Origin of the sequence: Alistipes onderdonkii, from assembly GCF_025145285.1 — a bacterium.
In the GTDB taxonomy this organism is placed as follows: Bacteria; Bacteroidota; Bacteroidia; order Bacteroidales; family Rikenellaceae; genus Alistipes; species Alistipes onderdonkii.
In genome coordinates this window covers 1606009-1623975 of record NZ_CP102251.1, presented here as the reverse complement: position 1 = coordinate 1623975, position 17967 = coordinate 1606009, and the positions used below count along the sequence as shown (strand labels likewise).

16 protein-coding genes and 1 pseudogene are annotated in these 17967 nt (G+C 57.8%); 11 read left to right on the top strand and 6 right to left on the bottom strand.

Annotation, left to right across the window (positions count from 1 at the left end; translation table 11 throughout):
* Positions 1 to 69: 69 nt before the first annotated feature.
* The 3 genes from polA (at position 70) to NQ559_RS06725 (ending at position 4368) form a co-directional block, all read left to right on the top strand.
* A complete protein-coding gene (gene polA, locus NQ559_RS06735; RefSeq protein WP_026318310.1) occupies positions 70 to 2943 on the top strand; it encodes a DNA polymerase I in 2874 nt (957 codons plus the stop codon).
* 229 nt (positions 2944 to 3172) lie between these two features.
* Entirely contained in the window at positions 3173 to 4177 is a 1005-nt protein-coding gene (locus NQ559_RS06730) for an aldo/keto reductase (protein ID WP_018695573.1), read from the top strand.
* Between the two features lie 50 nt (positions 4178 to 4227).
* Positions 4228 to 4368 carry a hypothetical protein gene (locus NQ559_RS06725; RefSeq protein WP_018695574.1) on the top strand — a complete coding sequence of 47 codons (141 nt, stop codon included), beginning with the start codon at positions 4228 to 4230 and terminating at the stop codon, positions 4366 to 4368.
* A 78-nt stretch (positions 4369 to 4446) separates the two neighbouring features.
* Here NQ559_RS06725 and NQ559_RS06720 read toward each other — a convergent pair whose 3' ends face one another.
* The 3 genes from NQ559_RS06720 to NQ559_RS06710 all read right to left on the bottom strand — a co-directional run bounded on the left by NQ559_RS06720 (position 4447) and on the right by NQ559_RS06710 (position 6835).
* Positions 4447 to 5217, bottom strand: a complete 771-nt coding sequence (locus NQ559_RS06720; protein ID WP_018695575.1) for a class I SAM-dependent methyltransferase — start codon at positions 5215 to 5217, stop codon at positions 4447 to 4449.
* Between the two features lie 318 nt (positions 5218 to 5535).
* The gene (locus NQ559_RS06715; RefSeq protein ID WP_018695576.1) at positions 5536 to 6168 is read right to left on the bottom strand and encodes an outer membrane beta-barrel protein; all 633 of its coding nucleotides are present in this window, start codon (positions 6166 to 6168) and stop codon (positions 5536 to 5538) included.
* A 25-nt stretch (positions 6169 to 6193) separates the two neighbouring features.
* Positions 6194 to 6835, bottom strand: coding sequence for a DUF4136 domain-containing protein (locus NQ559_RS06710; protein WP_018695577.1), 642 nt, complete (start codon positions 6833 to 6835; stop codon positions 6194 to 6196).
* A 398-nt stretch (positions 6836 to 7233) separates the two neighbouring features.
* On the opposite strand from NQ559_RS06710, the gene NQ559_RS06705 reads away from it, so the two are divergent.
* A complete protein-coding gene (locus tag NQ559_RS06705) occupies positions 7234 to 9567 on the top strand; it encodes a PAS domain-containing protein (protein ID WP_018695579.1) in 2334 nt (777 codons plus the stop codon).
* Positions 9568 to 9641: 74 nt separating this feature from the next.
* On the opposite strand, the gene folE is transcribed toward NQ559_RS06705, so the two are convergent.
* The 3 genes from folE to NQ559_RS06690 form a co-directional block, all read right to left on the bottom strand.
* A complete protein-coding gene (folE, locus tag NQ559_RS06700) occupies positions 9642 to 10250 on the bottom strand; it encodes a GTP cyclohydrolase I FolE (RefSeq protein WP_018695580.1) in 609 nt (202 codons plus the stop codon).
* Positions 10251 to 10411: 161 nt separating this feature from the next.
* Positions 10412 to 10993 (bottom strand): RdgB/HAM1 family non-canonical purine NTP pyrophosphatase, encoded by a 582-nt coding sequence (gene rdgB, locus NQ559_RS06695; RefSeq protein ID WP_026318311.1) that lies wholly within the window; start codon positions 10991 to 10993, stop codon positions 10412 to 10414.
* Between the two features lie 107 nt (positions 10994 to 11100).
* Positions 11101 to 11940: an HAD family hydrolase gene (locus tag NQ559_RS06690; RefSeq protein WP_018695582.1), complete on the bottom strand. Its 840-nt coding sequence runs from the start codon at positions 11938 to 11940 to the stop codon at positions 11101 to 11103.
* Positions 11941 to 12028: 88 nt separating this feature from the next.
* Here NQ559_RS06690 and NQ559_RS06685 point away from each other — a divergent pair, with 88 nt between their 5' ends.
* The 7 genes and pseudogenes from NQ559_RS06685 (at position 12029) to NQ559_RS06660 (ending at position 17965) form a co-directional block, all read left to right on the top strand.
* The gene (locus NQ559_RS06685) at positions 12029 to 12559 is read left to right on the top strand and encodes a nitroreductase family protein (RefSeq protein WP_018695583.1); all 531 of its coding nucleotides are present in this window, start codon (positions 12029 to 12031) and stop codon (positions 12557 to 12559) included.
* A gap of 178 nt (positions 12560 to 12737) precedes the next feature.
* Positions 12738 to 13027, top strand: a pseudogene (locus tag NQ559_RS06680) (response regulator); the annotation flags it as partial.
* On the top strand, positions 13016 to 13138 hold the full coding sequence (locus NQ559_RS06675) for a helix-turn-helix domain-containing protein (RefSeq protein WP_018695585.1): 123 nt from the start codon (positions 13016 to 13018) through the stop codon (positions 13136 to 13138). The pseudogene NQ559_RS06680 and the gene NQ559_RS06675, both read left to right, overlap by 12 nt.
* Positions 13139 to 13526: 388 nt before the next feature.
* A complete protein-coding gene (locus tag NQ559_RS16020; protein WP_018695588.1) occupies positions 13527 to 13607 on the top strand; it encodes a potassium-transporting ATPase subunit F in 81 nt (26 codons plus the stop codon).
* Positions 13608 to 13634: 27 nt separating this feature from the next.
* Complete coding sequence (gene kdpA, locus NQ559_RS06670) at positions 13635 to 15326, top strand: potassium-transporting ATPase subunit KdpA (protein ID WP_018695589.1); 1692 nt, start codon at positions 13635 to 13637, stop codon at positions 15324 to 15326.
* Between the two features lie 14 nt (positions 15327 to 15340).
* Positions 15341 to 17383, top strand: a complete 2043-nt coding sequence (gene kdpB / locus NQ559_RS06665) for a potassium-transporting ATPase subunit KdpB (RefSeq protein ID WP_026318312.1) — start codon at positions 15341 to 15343, stop codon at positions 17381 to 17383.
* 12 nt (positions 17384 to 17395) lie between these two features.
* Positions 17396 to 17965, top strand: coding sequence for a K(+)-transporting ATPase subunit C (locus tag NQ559_RS06660; RefSeq protein ID WP_018695591.1), 570 nt, complete (start codon positions 17396 to 17398; stop codon positions 17963 to 17965).
* Positions 17966 to 17967: the final 2 nt, after the last annotated feature.

Here is a 17967-nt window from a genome sequence, read left to right as displayed (position 1 = left end):
GCCCCGGGCGCAAGGGATAGGCGCACGGCAAACATCGAAAGGGAACTATTATTGACGCAAATCGAATATATGAAAAAACTGTTTCTCGTCGACGCCTATGCGTTGATCTTCAAGTATTACTATGCCTTTCTGGGGCGTCCCATGCGCAACCGGGCCGGCATGAATACCTCCGTGGTATTCGGCTTCGTAAAGTTCCTGCGCGACATCCAGAAGCGTGAGCGACCCGACCTGCTGGGCGTGGCGTTCGACCCCAAGGGCGGCAGCTTCCGCCGGGAGATATTTCCCGAGTACAAGGCCAACCGTGCCGAGACGCCCGAGGACATCCTCCTCTCCGTCCCCTATGTCAAGCGTGTGCTGGAAGCCATGTGCATCCCGATCCTCGAAGTCGAGGGTTACGAGGCCGACGACGTGATCGGCACGCTGTCGCAAAAAGGCGTCGAGGCGGGTTACGAGGTCTTCATGGTGACGCCCGACAAGGACTACGGCCAGCTGGTACGTGACAATTGCAAGATATACAAGCAGAAGGGCGCCGAAGGGAGCATCGAGATCGTCGACCGGGAGGCGATCCGCGGGAAATACGGCATCGACGACCCCAGCCTCGTGCGCGACATCCTCGCACTGTGGGGCGATGCTTCGGACAATATCCCGGGTGTGCCGGGAATCGGCGAGAAGAGCGCCTGCAAACTCGTGCAGGAGTGGGGAACGGTGGAAAATATCCTCGACAACGTCTCGAAGATCAAGGGCAAGCAGGGCGAGAAGATCGCCGAGTGGGGCGACAAACTGCGCCTTGCCAAGACACTGACCACCATTTGCCTCGACGTGCCCATCCCGTTCCGCGAAGAAGACCTCACGGTCTGCGAACCCCATATCGACGAACTCAAGGCCCTTTTTGCCGAATTGGATTTCAAGGCCTTTATGAACGACCTTACGAACCTTGCGCCCCCCGAGGAGCAACCCGAAGGCCCCCGCCAGGAGGCGCAGACCCAGCTTGCGGAGATGGCTCGGGCCAAGTCCGCCGCCGCCAAACGCGCGGCGCTGGTCGGACAGGGCAACCTCTTCGGCGACCCGGTGGTCGACATGCCTGCCGCCGAGGTTCCCGTCGCAGAACTGCAGGCCGAAGCCGATGCCATGCAGTTCAAGACGGCGCAGACCACGCCGCACGATTACCGCCTCGTGGAGAATGCCTCCCAGTTGCGCGAAGTGGTCGCCGAGGTCGGGAAATACGGCGAATTCTGTTTCGACACCGAGACCACGGGGTTCGACATCTTCAACGACCGCATCGTCGGCATGTCGCTGGCCGTAAAGCCGTTCGAAGCGTGGTACATTCCCTTCAAGGAGGAAAATACGGCGGAATATACGCAGATCGTGCGGCCGCTGTTCGAAGACGAAGGGATTGCCAAGATCGGCCAGAACATCAAGTTCGACCTGATGGTGCTCCGGCGCCTGGGGCTCGATATCCGGGGCCGCAAGTACGACACGATGATCCTGCATTACCTGCTCGATCCCGAGTCGCGCCACAACATGAACGCCCTGTCGGAAAAATACCTCAACTACAAGCCTATCGAGATCGAAACGCTGATCGGCAAGGGTTCCAAGCAGCTGACGATGGATCTGGTGAACGTCGAGCGCGTCAAGGAGTACGCCGCCGAAGATGCCGACGTCACCCTGCAACTCAAACACGTGCTCTACCCTCAGGTCGAGAAGATCGGGTTGCAACACCTCTATTTCGAGGTCGAGGAGCCCATGATCGCCGTGCTGGCCGACATCGAGATGGCGGGCGTGCGGATCGACTCCGGGGCGCTGGCCGAATACTCCGTCGAACTGAGCCGCAGGCTGGCCGAACTGGAAGCCGCGATCCGTGCCGAAGCCGGCGAGTCGACGCTCAACATCAACTCGGCACGCCAGCTGGGCGAGGTGCTTTTCGCCAAGATGCGCATCGCCGAAAAGCCCAAGATGACCAAGACCAAGCAGTTCTGCACCGACGAGGATTATTTGCAGACCTTCGCCCGCAAACACCGCATCGTCGACCTGATCCTCGAATACCGGGGTGTCAAAAAATTGCTTTCGACCTATGTCGAGGCGCTTCCCCAGCTGGTCAACCGGACGACGGGGCGTATCCATACCTCCTTCAACCAGGCGGTCACGGCTACCGGGCGCCTTTCGTCCACTAATCCCAACCTGCAGAACATCCCCGTGCGCGAAGAGATGGGGCGCCGCATCCGCCGGGCGTTCATCCCCTCCGATTCCGACCACCTGCTGCTCTCGGCCGATTACAGTCAGGTCGAGCTGCGCCTGATGGCGCACCTTTCGGGCGACGAATCGCTGATCGCGGCCTTCGCCCACGGCGAGGATATCCATGCCGCGACGGCCGCCAAACTTTTCAACAAAACCCTCGACGAAGTGACCTCCGAGGAGCGCCGCCGTGCCAAGACGGCCAATTTCGGCATCATCTACGGCATTTCGGCCTTCGGCCTGAGCCAGCGGCTCGAAATCCCGCGTAAGGAGGCCAAGGACATTATCGACGGTTATTTCGAATCTTACCCCAAGGTCAAGGAGTATATGGACAATGTGGTCGCCAGGGCCAAGGAGGAGGGATTCGTCTCGACGATCTTCGGCCGCCGCCGCTATCTCAACGACATCTCCTCGCACAACGCCGTGGCGCGCGGCCTGGCGGAGAGGAATGCCGTGAACGCCCCGATCCAGGGGTCTGCGGCCGACATCATGAAGATCGCCATGATCAATGTCCACCGCCGTTTCGCGGCCGAAGGCATCCGGTCGAAGGTGATCCTTCAGGTACACGACGAATTGGTCGTCGACATGCTCCGTTCCGAACAGGAGCGCGTCGCGGCCATCGTCACCGAATGCATGGAATCCGCCGCCGCCCTCAAGGTGCGCCTGGTGGTCGACTACGGCGTGGGCGACAACTGGCTCGAGGCGCATTGACCGCGTCCTGAGTCCGTTTGCAAGATATAGTAACGGACGGCATCGGATATGCAGACTCCCTGTTAATGCCTTGTATCCGTTATATCCGATGCCACCGCCGCCTCCTTCTTCGGTGCTGCCCCGGCGCTTTTGCGGACGCTTGTCTTGCTCCGGCGTCCCACGGGGAGGCGGCAGGAAAAATACAATGTTCGCGGATTTTTTGTTTTGATACTGAAATAAACTGACAGCTATGATCGAACCTATTTACCAGCCGGCCGCGTCGCGTTACGAAGATGGCATGACCTACCGGCGTGCGGGACGCAGCGGTGTGCTGCTGCCCGCCTTTTCGCTCGGCATGTGGCACAATTTCGGCAGCGGGCAGACCTTCTCCAATGTGCGGCAGATGGCCCATTACGCGTTCGACCGGGGAATCGTCCATTTCGATTTGGCGAACAACTACGGCCCCGCCTACGGTACGGCCGAGGAGAACTTCGGCCGTTTGATGGAGCAGTCGTTCCGACCCTACCGCGACGAACTCTTTATTTCGACCAAGGCGGGTTACGACATGTGGCTGGGGCCCTACGGCAACTGGGGCTCGCGCAAATACCTCATGGCAAGCCTCGACCAGAGCCTGCGGCGCATGAAGCTCGATTATGTGGACATCTTCTACTCGCACCGCTACGATCCCGAGACCCCGCTCGAAGAGACCCTCCAGGCTTTGGTCGACATCGTCCGCGCAGGCAAGGCGCTCTATGTCGGGCTGTCGCGCTACCCGCTGGCCGCGGCACGTTTCGCTTTCCGCTACCTGGCCCAGCGCGACGTACCCTGCCTGCTTTTCCAGGATCGCTACAACCTGTTCGACCGCGAACCCGACACGTCGGGCATCCTGACGCTCAATGCCGAGGCCGGGGCCGGGTTCGTGGCCTTTTCGCCGCTGGCACAGGGGCTGCTGACCGACCGTTACCTGAACGGTATTCCGGAAGGCTCGCGCATGGCGGCGGAGGGTTCGCTGCGGCGCGACGTGCTGACGGAGAGGATGTCGGAACGGATCCGCGGCCTGCATGAAATCGCCCGGCAGCGCGGCCAGACCCTTGCCGAGATGGCTTTGGCATGGCTGCTGCGCGACAAACGTGTCACGTCGGTCATTATCGGGGCAAGCTCCGTCGCCCAGATCGAAGATAACCTCCGGGCGCTGGAGCATGCATCCTTCTCCGACGACGAATTGTCGCGCCTCGACGCCCTGTCACGGTCATAGCGCCCTGCACGGATGAAAAGAGCCGCAGTCCCGAAGGACTGCGGCTCTTCGTGTTTTATGTCTACGTCCGGGGGCGGCTCAGGCTCGGGGGCGAACGGTTGCTTCCCGTGGAGCGCGGGGTGGCGCATGCGTCCGGAAGCTGGATCAGCCTGGCCCCCGAGACGATGCTCGTCTACACCTCGATGGAATGACCGGGCATTTTTCCCTGAACCGGAAAAACGAATCCCGCCTCTTTCGGGGAAGCGGGATTCTGCCTTTTCGGACGGGGATTACTCTTCCGTTTTTTGGCCTATGTAGAAGACGTAACCGTAGTACGCTTTGTATTTCTCGTAATGGGCGATCTCGTTTTTCTGCATTTCGGCCAGCAGGAGTGCCTTTTCACTGTGCCTGTATTGCTCCAGGAATCCCGGGATGCGTGCGCTTGCATGGGCGAAGTAGTTTTCCGTCCAGCAATGCTCGGGCAGTGCGAAATGCGCCAGAGGTGCATATCCGGCCTCTTCGAGGATCCGCACTTTCCCCGACGGGCTGTCGATGTCGGGGAAATAGTCCGAGATGAATTTCGACGCCAGGCGTGCGCCCGAGAGCCACGAGCATTCGGTCACGGCGATTATGCCGCCCGGTTTGAGGTACTGCCGCCACTCCCTCAGCCCGCGTTCGAATCCGATATTGTAGATCGAGCCTTCGGCCCAAATCACGTCGAACTCCCCGGGGCTGAAGGGCAGTGCATCCATCGAGCCCTGTATGGCCGTGACGCGGTTTTCCAGCCCGGCCTTTTTTATCCGGGCGCGGAATTCTTCCAACAGCTCCGGCAGCAGGTCGACGGCCGTTATCGTACAATCCCTGTTCCGGGCGATCGTGACGGTCTGTCCGCCGGTGCCGCATCCGATGTCGGCGATCCGCATCCCCGGCCTGTCGGGTACGAATTCCAGGGCGCGGAGCGTCTGCTCCACGCCGCCGGGCCCCTGCCTGTCGAGTTCCCTGAAGAAATCGGCGATCATTTTTAAATCGAAATCGAAGATCTGTTTATTTTCCTGTTCCATGGTTGTTTGTAGTTGAGGCCGCGCGCAGGATGGATTGGGAAATCCCGTGCATGGCGAATTTTTTAAAATAAGGCAAAATGAATGTCCGCCCGGGCAGAAATGCCCCCGGGAGGGAAGAAAGAGTCGGAATCCAATGCAAGTTATGGATTCCTACGATGCCGTATCCGTTTTAAACATCCAATGGTTTTAGTCGTTGTAAAGGTAGGTACAATTTTCCGAACCTGCAAATCCGCCGGGGAAAAGGTTCCCCGAAAAAGGGAACCCCGATCCCTTTTCAGGAACCGGGGCACTCCACAAGAGGCGCTTTCCCACTCTGCGTCAGAATGATATACCGACGCGTATGCCGAAATTATTGAGGTTGTTGACCGAGTAAGTCAGGACGTCGCCGCTGTTGGTGGCATAGCTGTAATAGAGTGCCACATGGAACCCGAAACGGTAGTCGGGGCGCGGGAAGATGCTCACGCCGATTTCGGGCGAGAGGTAGAATCCCCACGTGTCGTTGTACTGCTTGACGACGTAGTAATAGGACGAAAGTTCGGCGTAGTTGGCTCCCAGCTTCAGGCCTGCATAGGGCTGGAATACGCTGTCCGTAAGCCAGGTGTAACGGCTGGTGACGCCGAACGGCAGCTGGAATACGGAGTGCTTCTGGTTGACCGTGAGGGCCGAACCGTTGCCCAGGTCGAGTGTCTGGCGCGGAATCGTTTCGAGGTTGGTCTGGTAAGAGATGAACGGGCCCACGGCGATGGCCGGCGTGATGAAATAGCCGCCTTCGAAGTTCATGCCCCAGCCCGAGGCTTTGTCGGCGAGGCTGCTGCCCAGGGGCACGCCCATCTGCCAGTCGACGTTGATGTAATTGTTCGGGAAGATCTGCGCTTTGCCCGTGCGCGCAGCGGCGAGCAGGACGACACAGAGTGCGATGGTTTTTAGAACCGGGTATTTCGATGTTTTCATAATCGGACGTGTTTTTACGGTTAAATTATTTTTTCAGGTAAGGCGACTGGTCGAATGCCTGTTCGACGGCGTCCAGCGTGCGCTGCTGGTTGAGGCTTTCCGACGAGGTGAGCAGGCCGCCGATGTAGCTGTCCCAGATGACGGGCAGTTTCTTGCCGCTCTGCTGGTCGGCTTCCAGATCCAGCATCTCGATCAGCAGCGAACCGGCCGTATAACCGTAATATACGCGGTAGGGATAGTGCCATCCCAGCCAGTCGCCCCAGTATCCGGGCGTCCAGTAGTAGGGGTAGTACCACCACCAGTAGGGATAGTCGTAACCCACGAAATAGGTCACTTTCTGCACGTAGCTCAATTGCAGGCCGACGCTGGCCGCATCCTTGTCCTCGGTGCGGGTGTAGCCGGCGGCGTTCATGCGGCTGGCGACCGTGTTGACGATCTCCAGCGCATTGCCGTCTTTCCAATATTCCGTCTTGTCTGCGCCACCGATCAGCAGGATGCTGTCGGGGAGGTAGTAGGTGTCCACTGCACCGAAGTCGGCTTCGGTGTCGTAAGCGGTGTAGACCAGATAGTCTTTGTGGAGGCCCGATGTCGAGGGCTCTTTCTGGCACGCGCAAAACGCAACTGCAACGAGTGCGTATGCGAGGTAACGTAATTTTTTGACGGTCATGATTTTGATTTTTTAGTTTGCTGTCTCGGAGCATGTTCAAAATTCGTTCCTTCCACACCTTTTTTACGCGTGGAAGCCTGATCGGGATATAAAAAAGCAGTTTTGCGATATGCAACGCGGCTGCGGTGTGTTCTATGGTCGGGCACAGGGGTTTAACCCGGCGAGAAATAGCCCATTTTGGGGCGTCTTGACCCGGTGCCGGGCGGAAAGAGATTCTTTGCGGGCTTTTTCTGCGCTGTTTTTGAACGGTAATAGCACCGAGTTGCGGTCGGGAATGCTGCTACCGAACGGTATCGTTGCTACATGGGGCGTAATCGTTGGCGATTTCGGCCCGAAAATGGTTCGTCTTTCGGAAAATATATTACTTTTGTAACTATCTATGCACAATACCACAATGTATGAGCCGATACGATAACTGCTCCCGCGAAGAGCTTATCCGCAGGATCGAAGAGCTCGAGGCACAACTCGATACGCCGAAGGCTTCCGGGAGTCGGTTTCGGGAGCGTTATGCCTGTAAGATTCTCGATTCGATACCCGACATGCTGACCGTGCTCGACCGCGAAGGGACGCTGGTCGAACTGGTTTCCGCGGATGAGACCAACCATGTCGGGGTTCCGGGCGGAGAGCTCGCCGGGCAGAATATCCGGACGATGCTTTCGCCCTCGGCCTGCCGCAATGTGAAGAACAACCTCGACAATGTCTTTGCGACGGGGTGCGGCTCCTCTTCCCACCACGACATTACGCTCGGGGGCCGAACCCGCAACTACGAAAACCGGATTTTCCCGCTCGACGAGGAGCATGCCCTCTGCATCTGCCGCGACATCACCGAGGCCGAGGCCGCCAAGCATGAGCTGGAGATGGTCAAATATGCGCTGAACAATGTCGACGAGGAGATTTACGCCTGCAGCCTGGACGGTACGATGGAATATGCCAACGAGCAGTTCCGGGTGCGGCACGATGTCGAAGGCGACCTTTCGCAACACAAGGTTTACGATTTCTGGTCGTACGAAGGTTCCCGTCAGCAGTGGGATGCCCGGCTGGAGAAAATACGCCGCGATAACGGCTCGCACAAATACACCGTCCGCTTCAAGAACGAGCAGGGGCATATCGTGGCGTGGGACATCGTGGCCTACATCATCTACGACTACTTCCAGGAACGCGAGATCGTCTGGTTCTTCGGCCGGGACGTGACGCAGCGCATCGAACACGAGAGCAAGGTCAAGGAGATGAACTCCATCCTGGAGTGCATCCTCAACAATGTCCCGGTCTATCTGTTCGTGAAAGACCCGAGCAACGAGTTCCGTTACCTCTACTGGAACCGGGCGTTCGAGGAATATTCGCGGATTCCGGCCTCCAGGGCGCTCGGGCATACCGATTACGAGATTTTCCCCAGCCCGAAGGATGCGGAGCATTTCCGCCAGGACGACCTGACGCTGCTGCGTACGGGCGAACGCCAGACCTTCATCGAGGAGTACGTCTCGGTCACGGGCGAGACCCGTATCGTCAATACTTCCAAGTCGCTGGTGCCGGTCGAAAACCGTCTTCCGCTCATCATCGGTGTCTCGTGGGACATCACCGACATGAAGAATGCCGAGCTGGAGATCGTCGAGGCGCGTATCCGCGCCGAGGAGTCCGACCGTCTCAAATCTGCCTTCCTGGCGAACATGAGCCACGAGATCCGCACGCCGCTCAATGCCATCGTGGGCTTTGCCAAGCTCATCGGCGAAGTGGAAACCGAGGAGGAGAAACAACAGTTCATCGATATCATCGACGTCAATTCCGAGCTGCTGCTGCAACTGATAAACGATATCCTCGACATTTCGAAGATCGAAGCCGGGACGCTCGAATTCCGCTTCAGGCCGATGAACCTCAACGACCTCTGCCGCTCGGAGCTGGAAGTCCACAAACCCCGCGTCAAGCCGGGCGTGGAGCTGGTCTTCGAGGAACGGGTCGCGAACGTGGAGATCGTCTGCGACCAGAACCGCCTGGCACAGGTCATTTCCAACCTGCTGAACAACGCCGGCAAGTTTACCGAAGAGGGGGAGATCCGCTTCGGGTTCGACCTGAAGGACGGGTGCGTGGAGTTCTTCGTCCAAGATACCGGCATGGGCATACCGCCCGAGAAGGCGCGCAATATTTTCGACCGGTTCGTCAAACTCAACGATTTCGCAGCCGGAACCGGGCTCGGGCTGGCCATTTCGAAGATGATCGTCGAGAAACTCGACGGTACAATCGGAGTGGATTCCGAACCCGGCAAGGGCACGCGGTTCCATTTCTCGATCCCCGTCGTCCACCGGGACGGCGGCAAAGACGACGAGCAGCATTGCGCCGCCCCGGGCCGGGACGACGGCAAGTCGTGGGTACTGCTGGTCGCCGAGGATTCGGACACCAATTTCAGACTCATCGAAGCCGTCCTCAGCCGCCGCTTCAGCCTCGTGCGTGCCCATACGGGAGCCGAGGCCGTGGACATGTTCGGGACGGTGCAGCCCGATGCCGTGCTGATGGACATCCGCATGCCTGTGATGGACGGCCTGGAGGCTACGCGGCGTATCCGCAGCGTTTCGGCGGACGTCCCCATCATTGCCATGTCGGCCTATTCGTCCGGCAGCGAGATCGAGAGCGCGCGCAATGCGGGGTGCAACGAATTCCTCGTCAAACCCCTTTCGCAGTATTCGCTTCACCGGGCGCTGAATGCCGCCCTGGTGGAGCTCAAGGGTAAGGGTAAATCATAATCGGGTCGCCCCCGCAAACGGAACGTCCCGCAAGCCGTGCGCTGCGGGACGTTCCGTTTTATCGTGCGGCGGGTCTACCGGTACCGGTGCGAGATCAGGGTCATGAACTCTTCGCGCGTGCGGTGGTCGGAGAGGAAAATCCCGGTGAAGGCCGAGGTTGTCGTCGCCGACTGTTGCTTTTCGATGCCGCGCATCTGCATGCACATGTGGCTCGCTTCGATCACGACGGCCACGCCCATGGGGTTCAGCGCCTCCTGGATGCAGTCGCGGATCTGCACCGTCAGCCTTTCCTGTACCTGCAGGCGGCGGGCGAAGCACTCCACCACACGGGCTATTTTGGAAAGCCCCGTGATATGGCCGTTGGGGATGTAGGCGACATGCGCCTTGCCGTAGAACGGCAGCATATGGTGCTCGCAGAGCGAATAAAGTTCGATGTCCTTCACCAGCACCATCTGCTTGTACTCTTCGCGGAACGTCGCCGAGCGGATGATCTCCAACGGGTTTTCGTCATATCCTTTCGTCAGGAACGACATTGCCTTGGCCACCCGTTCGGGGGTCTTCTGCAACCCTTCGCGTGCGGGATCCTCGCCCAGCAACCGCAGTATTTCGGTGTAGTGGTGCTTCAGCACTTCGATGGTTTTGGCGTCGAAACGCTCCTCCTTGTTGTAATTTCTCTCTTCCATAGGAACGGCAAAGATAGTGCAAGCCGAGGGCAAAAGCAAGTTTACCTGCATTTTGCCGAGGCGCCGCCAGTCTAAAACAGGGTTAAAGACGATGCAAGCCGGGCGCAATGCCGAATTTATTCGGCCATTGCCGGGGTGCCGCCTGTTTTTCGTAAAGACGCTTATTTCTCGACGGAATGCAAATACGCGGCGAGTTTGCGTACGGCACGGGCACGGTGCGACACTTCGTTCTTCTCCCCGGTGGTCATCTGCGCGAAGGTTCGGTCGTATCCGTCGGGGATGAACAGCGGGTCGAACCCGAATCCCTCGTGCCCCGTTTCCCGGTCGATGATGCGCCCCTCGACGATCCCTTCGAAAAGGTGCTCTTCGCCGTCCAAGAGCAGCGATATCACCGTGCGGAACCGTGCCCGGCGGTTGGCCTGCCCTTCGAGGTTTTTCAGCAGCAGCCGGTTGTTGGCCGCGAAGTCGTGCCCGTCGGTGGCGTAGCGTGCCGAGTGTACGCCCGGGGCTCCGCCCAGCGCCTCGACTTCGAGCCCCGTGTCGTCGGCGAAGCAATCCATTCCGGTGCGTTCGTGCAGGTAATGCGCCTTCTGCGAGGCGTTGCCTTCGAGGGTATCCTGTTCCTCGGGGATCTCCTCCGTCACGCCGCAGTCGCGGGGCGTGAGCAACTTGTATCCGGGCCCCAGTACGGCCTGCACCTCGGTGAGCTTGTGTGCGTTGTTCGTTGCGAAAATAATGTTCATATTCTCTTTTTCCGATGCTTGAATCTTTCGTCGGGATGCCCGGCTTTCCTCGCTGCCCGTTTCCGGGGGCGTCCCGGGCATATCCGCTTCCCGTTCCGCGGGCCGGGTCATTTCACGACTTCGAGTTTTTCGAGCCGGTCGTCCAGGTCGATCTTGTCGATGATGGTCTTCACCAGGATGTCCATGTCCGAACCCTCGGAATAGTCGGCCGGGCAGACATGGCTCACGCGGTTGTCGTGGATCAGCGAGGCCATCTCCTTGCGGGCACCCTTCTGGTCGGGGTTGTAGACCGCGATCGAATGTCCGCCGGAATTTTTCACCAGCCGCATGCAGGGGATGTCGGTCGTCCCGTCGCCCACGTAGATCATGTGCTTGAACGGCACGGGACGTTCGTTTTCGGGGATGTAACGGTTCACCATCTTGCTGTCGAACACCGATTCGACGCCTTTGTTGATTTTGAAGATGAACTGCGTCTTGTTGGTGTAATTGACCGCCACGGCGGGCCAGTAGGCGATGCCGTCGACGTCGTAGAGAAACGAGCAGGCATAGATCTTCCGGAACTCGTGTGCGATCTGGGTTCCTTCGATGATCTCCTTCATCCCCGACGAGTTGATGTAGTGCAGGATCCTTATCCCGTGTGCGGCGCCGTAGGCGTTGATCCGCGCGAACCACTCCTTCACGCCCTTGTAAAGCGTCACGCGGCGTCCCGAATCCTGAAATGCCTCGCGCCGCAGCGACAGCCCTTTCGACTTGGCTTCCTGTAACATGCGTGCCATGTAGGTCAGTACCATGTCGGCATCCTGCTCTTCGGCCAGCGTGTTGGCCTCCGTCCAGAATTCCTTGTTGCTCTTGCCCACGGCGGGTATGAAGTCGTATTCCTGCATGTTGCCGGGGGCGAGCGTGCCGTCGAAATCGTAGATAAGGGCTATGGTGAATCGGTAATCCATGCTTTTACGGTTGTTTTAGAATTTCAAATATACCTATTTTTCACTATTTTTGCAAAAGAGAGGCCGAAAACACAAAATATAAAAACAGATGGAATTCAAAGAGTTGATCGAAAAACGCCGCAGCATCCGCAAATTTTCGGAGCGTGCGGTGTCGCGTGAGGTCGTAGACCGCATCCTGCACGAGACCCTGTCGGCGCCTTCGGCGCGCAATACCCGTACGACGCGCCTGGTGGTGGTCGACGACCCTGTCCTGGTGGCCCGCATGGCCGACATGCGCGATTACGGTTCGGCGTTTATGAAAGGCGCCCCGCTGGCGATCGTCGTGCTGGGCGATACTACGAAAAGCGACCTGTGGCGCGAGAACGCCGCGATCTCGGCGACCATCCTGCAACTGGCGTGTGTCGACGAAGGGCTGGCATCGTGCTGGGTGCACATCGACGGCCGCCCGCGCCGCAAGGATGAGCCCGGCGGGGAGACTGCTGCCGACTACCTGCGCAGTTTCCTGCCCATCCCGGCGAACTGCCAACCCCTATGCGCCATCGCGGCGGGGTATTCCGACTTCACCCCCGCCCCGCTGCCCGAGTCGGACGACGAGGCGCGGATCATCCGCCTGGGATAAGGCGGATACCGGCACCGAAAAAAAGGAGCGCTTGCGGCATTCCTGCATTACGAATACAAAGTCGAGGATATTCCGCTCAAGAGTTGAAGCGGGAGTTTATCGAAAGATATGTCGTCGATCTCTCTACCGTCCGTCATATGCTTCCGGGCAGTATCCACATGCCGATCAAGAAACTGAAGATTGTGCTTCGGGGCTTATGTTGCTTCAACAAGAAGATCCGGATGTTGTTTTATGCGATGTGGAATTACCGGATGGAAATGGCGTCGATATGGTGGAACGCATTAAGGAGTGGCTCCGATGGTAGAAGTTATTTTATTGACTGCCTATGGCAACATTCCTGACGGTGTGCAGGCCATTAAGAACGGTGCTTTCGCCTATATTACCAAAGGTGATGACAACAATAAAATTTTGCCATTATTGGCACGGGCTGTGGAGAAATCTCAGATACATAGCCGCTTGCAGCACCTTTTTCAAATATTAGAATACACGAACGGAAATAAAGCCGAAGCCGCCCGCCTGCTGGGCATCGGCATCGTCACGCTTTACCGCAAGCTGGAAAGTTACGGCATGAAGCCCTGACGCCGGCGCCAGGCGTATCATTCTGAGACGGCCGCCTTATCATTTTGATAGGGCGGCCGTTCTTTTGGGTCGGTGTGCCGGAATCCAATCCTGTTGACAACCAGTCGGATAGTGCCCGGACGAATGTTCTGGCACAGCCTTCGTATGCTACCGGGTACAAACCGAAAGAAGAAATCGACATGGTAATCGTGATCCTGATCCTGATATTTTGCGGCGCAATGCTGCTGCTGTGCCGGATGCTTTGCGGTTTTACGAAATTGTTGTCTAACTCAAAAAAGCTGAAGCGATGAATGCAATCGTACTTTTCATCCTGCTGTGCGCCTTGGGGGCGTTGTGCTACTGGTTCTATTTCAAATGTGTGGATTGGTTTGAAAAAATCTGATTAAAAATGTTTACAGGACTGCTTATTCTGAGCATCGTCGGATTCGTCTACCTGATGTATGTGCTCATAAAACCCGAAAAATTCTGATTGTCTGACCCGTAAAAAGATAAATAAATGAATACGGAAATATTAGGCGTTATTCTGCAATGGGTGGCCCTTGTGGTGCTATGTTATCCGCTGGGACGCTACATTGCCAAAGTATACCGAGGCGAGCGTACGTGGCTCGATTTCATGACACCTCTCGAAAGGGGCATTTACAAGGTTTGCGGCATCAATCCCGACGAGGATATGGACTGGAAGAAGTTCCTCAAGGCGCTGCTGATGGTCAACCTTTTCTGGTTCTTCTGGGGCATGGTGCTGCTCTGCTGCCAGAGTTGGCTGCCGCTCAATCCCGACGGTAATGCCAACCAGACACCCGACTTGGCATTCAACACCTGTATCTCGTTCATGGTGAACTGCAACCTGCAGCATTATAGCGGTGAAAGCGGTCTTACTTATTTCACGCAGTTGTTCGTGATCATGCTCTTCCAGTTCATCACCGCAGCGTGCGGTATGGCAGCCATGGCCGGTATCATGAAAGCGCTGGCGGGCAAGACCACTAAAGCCATCGGTAATTTCTGGGTGTTCCTCGTCAAGAGTACGACCCGTATCCTGATGCCCCTGTCGCTTCTGGTCGGTATTCTGCTGGTGATCAACGGCACACCGATGTCGTTCGACGGCAAACAGACCATCACTACGCTCGAAGGCAACGAGCAAGTCATCTCCCAGGGTCCCACGGCGGCCATTGTGCCTATCAAACAGCTGGGCACCAATGGCGGCGGCTATTTCGGCGTCAATTCCTCTCATCCGCTGGAGAATCCCAACGCCTTCACGAACATGCTGGAGTGCTGGTCGATTCTGATTATCCCGATGGCGATGGCTTGGGCTTTCGGGTTCTATGTGCGTCGCCGCAAGTTGGCCGCCTGGATCTTCGGCGTTATGCTCTTCGCCTTCACGGCTGGTGTCTTTGTTTCCGTTCCGCAGGAGATGGGCGGCAACCCCAATATCGACGAAATGGGCATTGCGCAGGATCTCGGCTCGATGGAGGGTAAAGAGATCCGCATCGGTTCGGCGGCTTCGGCCATGTGGGGCATGGTGACGACCGTCACGTCGAACGGTTCGGTCAACTCGATGCACGACTCACAGACTCCGCTGAGCGGTATGATGCAGATGCTCAATATGCAGATCAACTGTTGGTTCGGCGGCGTAGGCGTAGGCTGGATGAACTACTTCGCCTTCCTCATCATCGCCGTCTTCATCAGTGGCTTGATGGTGGGGCGCACCCCCGAATTTCTCGGACACAAGGTCGAAGCGCGCGAAATGAAGATCGCCACGCTGGTCGTGCTGATGCACCCCTTCCTGATCCTCGTCGGCACGGGAATTTCAGCCGCCGTAGCCGCTGCCAACCCGGAGATCGGCTGGCTGAACAACCCCTCATTCCACGGCCTGAGCGAAATGCTCTACGAGTACACCTCGGCTGCCGCCAACAACGGTTCGGGATTCGAGGGATTGGGTGATAACACGCCGTTCTGGAATATCATGACCGGCATCGCACTGATCATGGGGCGTTATTTCCCGATCGTGGGACAGGTTGCCATCGCCGGACTGCTGGCATCGAAGAAATATATCCCCGAAAGCGCTGGTACGCTGAAGACCGACACGGGCACCTTCTCGCTGATGACTTTCGCTGTCATCATCATCGTCGCCGCCCTTTCGTTCTTCCCGGCACAGGCTCTGGGCCCCATCGCCGATTATTTAAGTTTCTAATCCGGATTTGAAAAATGAAAAATCGAGTAAATAATTCGTTGTTCAACAAACAGCTTGTAAATGCAAGTTTCGTTGAGTCGTTTCGCAAGCTCGATCCGCGTGTGATGATCAAGAACCCGATCATGTTCACGGTCGAGGTCGTAACGTTCGTCATGTTGCTGCTGATCGTCTGGATCGCCGTGACGGGCAACACGTCGCAGGGATCGCTGGGCTATAATATCGTGATCTTCCTCGTGCTGCTGGCCACGGTGCTCTTCGCCAACTTTGCCGAGGCTATCGCCGAGGCGCGCGGCAAGGCGCAGGCCGACTCGCTGCGCAGAACCCGTGAGGAGACTCCTGCCAAACGTATCGAGAAGGATGGACAATCGCACATCGTCAGCAGCTCGGCGCTGCGCAAGGGTGACGTATTCGAATGCGTCGCGGGCGACACCATCCCTGCCGACGGTGAGATAATCGAGGGACTGGCGTCGATCGACGAAAGCGCCATCACGGGTGAGTCGGCTCCGGTGATCCGTGAAGCCGGCGGTGACAAGAGTTCCGTCACGGGCGGTACGAAAGTACTCTCCGACCGTATTCTGGTAAAGGTGACCGTACAGCCGGGCGAAAGTTTCCTCGACAAGATGATCGCCCTCGTGGAAGGTTCCTCGCGGCAGAAGACGCCCAACGAGATCGCCCTGACCATCCTGTTGGCAGGCTTTACGATCGTGTTCGTCATCGTCTGCGCGACGCTCAAGCCCTTTGCCGATTACGTCGGCGCCAACATCACCGTCGCGGCGTTCATCTCGCTGTTCGTCTGCCTGATTCCGACTACCATCGGCGGCCTGCTTTCGGCCATCGGCATCGCCGGTATGGATCGCGCCCTGCAGGCCAACGTCATCACCAAGTCGGGCAAGGCCGTCGAGACTGCCGGCGACATCGACACGCTGCTGCTCGACAAGACCGGTACGATCACCATCGGTAACCGCAAGGCCACGAAGTTCTATCCCGTAGGCGGGGTGAATCCCAAGGAATTTCTCCAACTCTGCGTCCTTTCGTCCGCTGCCGATGAGACACCCGAAGGTAAGTCTATCGTTGAGTTGGGGCGTGAACAGGGTTTCCGGTTCAGCCAGACCGATCTGATGGGTATACATATGGTGAAATTTACGGCCGAGACCAAATGTTCCGGTGTGGATATGCCCGACGGGCGCCGCATCCGCAAGGGAGCATCGGAGGCGATCCGGACGATCGCCCAGAAAGCGGGCAACAGTTTCTCGTCGGAAGTGGAGAAGATCGTGCGCACGATCTCGGAAAACGGCGGTACGCCGCTCGTAGTCTGCGAGAACGAGCAGATTAAAGGTGTGATTGAACTGCAGGACATCATCAAGACGGGTATCCGCGAACGCTTCGAGCGCCTGCGCAAGATGGGCGTAAAGACCGTGATGGTGACGGGTGACAACCCGCTGACGGCAAAATACATTGCCGAGCAGGCCGGTGTGGACGACTTCATCGCCGAGGCCAAACCCGAAGACAAGATGGAGTACATCAAACGCGAGCAGCAGGCCGGCAAACTGGTGGCCATGATGGGTGACGGCACGAACGATGCCCCGGCGCTGGCACAGGCCGACGTGGGCGTGGCGATGAACAGCGGTACGCAGGCCGCCAAGGAGGCCGGCAACATGGTCGACCTGGACAATGACCCCACGAAACTGATCGAGATCGTCGAGATCGGCAAGCAGCTCCTGATGACGCGCGGCACGCTGACCACCTTCTCCATCGCCAACGATGTTGCGAAATATTTCGCCATCGTCCCGGCGCTGTTCATCACCTCGATCCCGGCTCTGCAGTCCCTGAACATCATGCACCTGCATTCGCCCGAGAGCGCCATCCTGTCGGCCGTGATTTTCAATGCGGTCATCATCCCGCTGCTGATTCCGCTGGCGCTGCGCGGCGTGACGTACAAGCCGATCGGGGCTTCGGCCCTGCTGCGCCGTAACCTCTTCATCTACGGCTTGGGCGGTATCATCGTTCCGTTTATCGGCATCAAACTGATAGATATGTTGGTAAGTGTATTCTTTTAACGTGTTGCAATTATGAAAAACCTTTGGATTTCGATCAAGATAACGCTGGCGATGTGCGTCGTGCTGTTCGTCGGTTATGTATTGGTACTGCGCCTGATAGCGTGGGTGGCATCGCCCAATGACGGGGAGGCTCCTATGGTGACCTACAACGGCAAAGTCGTTGGTGCGGCCAACGTGGGCCAAGTCTTTACGGATAGCATCTATTTCTGGGGGCGTCCCTCGGCCGTGGATTACAACGGCGGCGGCTCGGGCGGCAGCAACAAGGCTACGACCAATCCCGAATACCTGGCCGAAGTGGAACAGCGCGTGCAGGATTTCCTCGCGGCGCACCCCTACCTCTCCCGCGAGGAGGTGCCCTCGGAAATGGTGACTGCCAGCGGTTCGGGCCTCGATCCCGACATCTCACCCCGCGGCGCCGAAGTTCAGATTCGCCGCGTCGCCGCGGCCCGCGGTATGTCCGAGGCTGAGGTGAAGAAGATCGTCGAAGAGAATATTCACAAACCATGGCTCGGCCTGTTCGGCACCTACAAAGTCAATGTATTGAAACTGAATGTGGCATTGGATACTGCACAGAATAAATAGCC

Coding starts and splice junctions, on each gene's coding strand:
- polA (WP_026318310.1), top strand. CDS start 70: ATGAAAAAACTGTTTCTCGTCGACGCCTATGCGTTGATCTTCAAGTAT.
- NQ559_RS06730 (WP_018695573.1), top strand. CDS start 3,173: ATGATCGAACCTATTTACCAGCCGGCCGCGTCGCGTTACGAAGATGGC.
- NQ559_RS06720 (WP_018695575.1), bottom strand. CDS start 5,217: ATGGAACAGGAAAATAAACAGATCTTCGATTTCGATTTAAAAATGATC.
- NQ559_RS06715 (WP_018695576.1), bottom strand. CDS start 6,168: ATGAAAACATCGAAATACCCGGTTCTAAAAACCATCGCACTCTGTGTC.
- NQ559_RS06710 (WP_018695577.1), bottom strand. CDS start 6,835: ATGACCGTCAAAAAATTACGTTACCTCGCATACGCACTCGTTGCAGTT.
- NQ559_RS06705 (WP_018695579.1), top strand. CDS start 7,234: ATGAGCCGATACGATAACTGCTCCCGCGAAGAGCTTATCCGCAGGATC.
- folE (WP_018695580.1), bottom strand. CDS start 10,250: ATGGAAGAGAGAAATTACAACAAGGAGGAGCGTTTCGACGCCAAAACC.
- rdgB (WP_026318311.1), bottom strand. CDS start 10,993: ATGAACATTATTTTCGCAACGAACAACGCACACAAGCTCACCGAGGTG.
- NQ559_RS06690 (WP_018695582.1), bottom strand. CDS start 11,940: ATGGATTACCGATTCACCATAGCCCTTATCTACGATTTCGACGGCACG.
- NQ559_RS06685 (WP_018695583.1), top strand. CDS start 12,029: ATGGAATTCAAAGAGTTGATCGAAAAACGCCGCAGCATCCGCAAATTT.
- NQ559_RS16020 (WP_018695588.1), top strand. CDS start 13,527: ATGTTTACAGGACTGCTTATTCTGAGCATCGTCGGATTCGTCTACCTG.
- kdpA (WP_018695589.1), top strand. CDS start 13,635: ATGAATACGGAAATATTAGGCGTTATTCTGCAATGGGTGGCCCTTGTG.
- kdpB (WP_026318312.1), top strand. CDS start 15,341: ATGAAAAATCGAGTAAATAATTCGTTGTTCAACAAACAGCTTGTAAAT.
- NQ559_RS06660 (WP_018695591.1), top strand. CDS start 17,396: ATGAAAAACCTTTGGATTTCGATCAAGATAACGCTGGCGATGTGCGTC.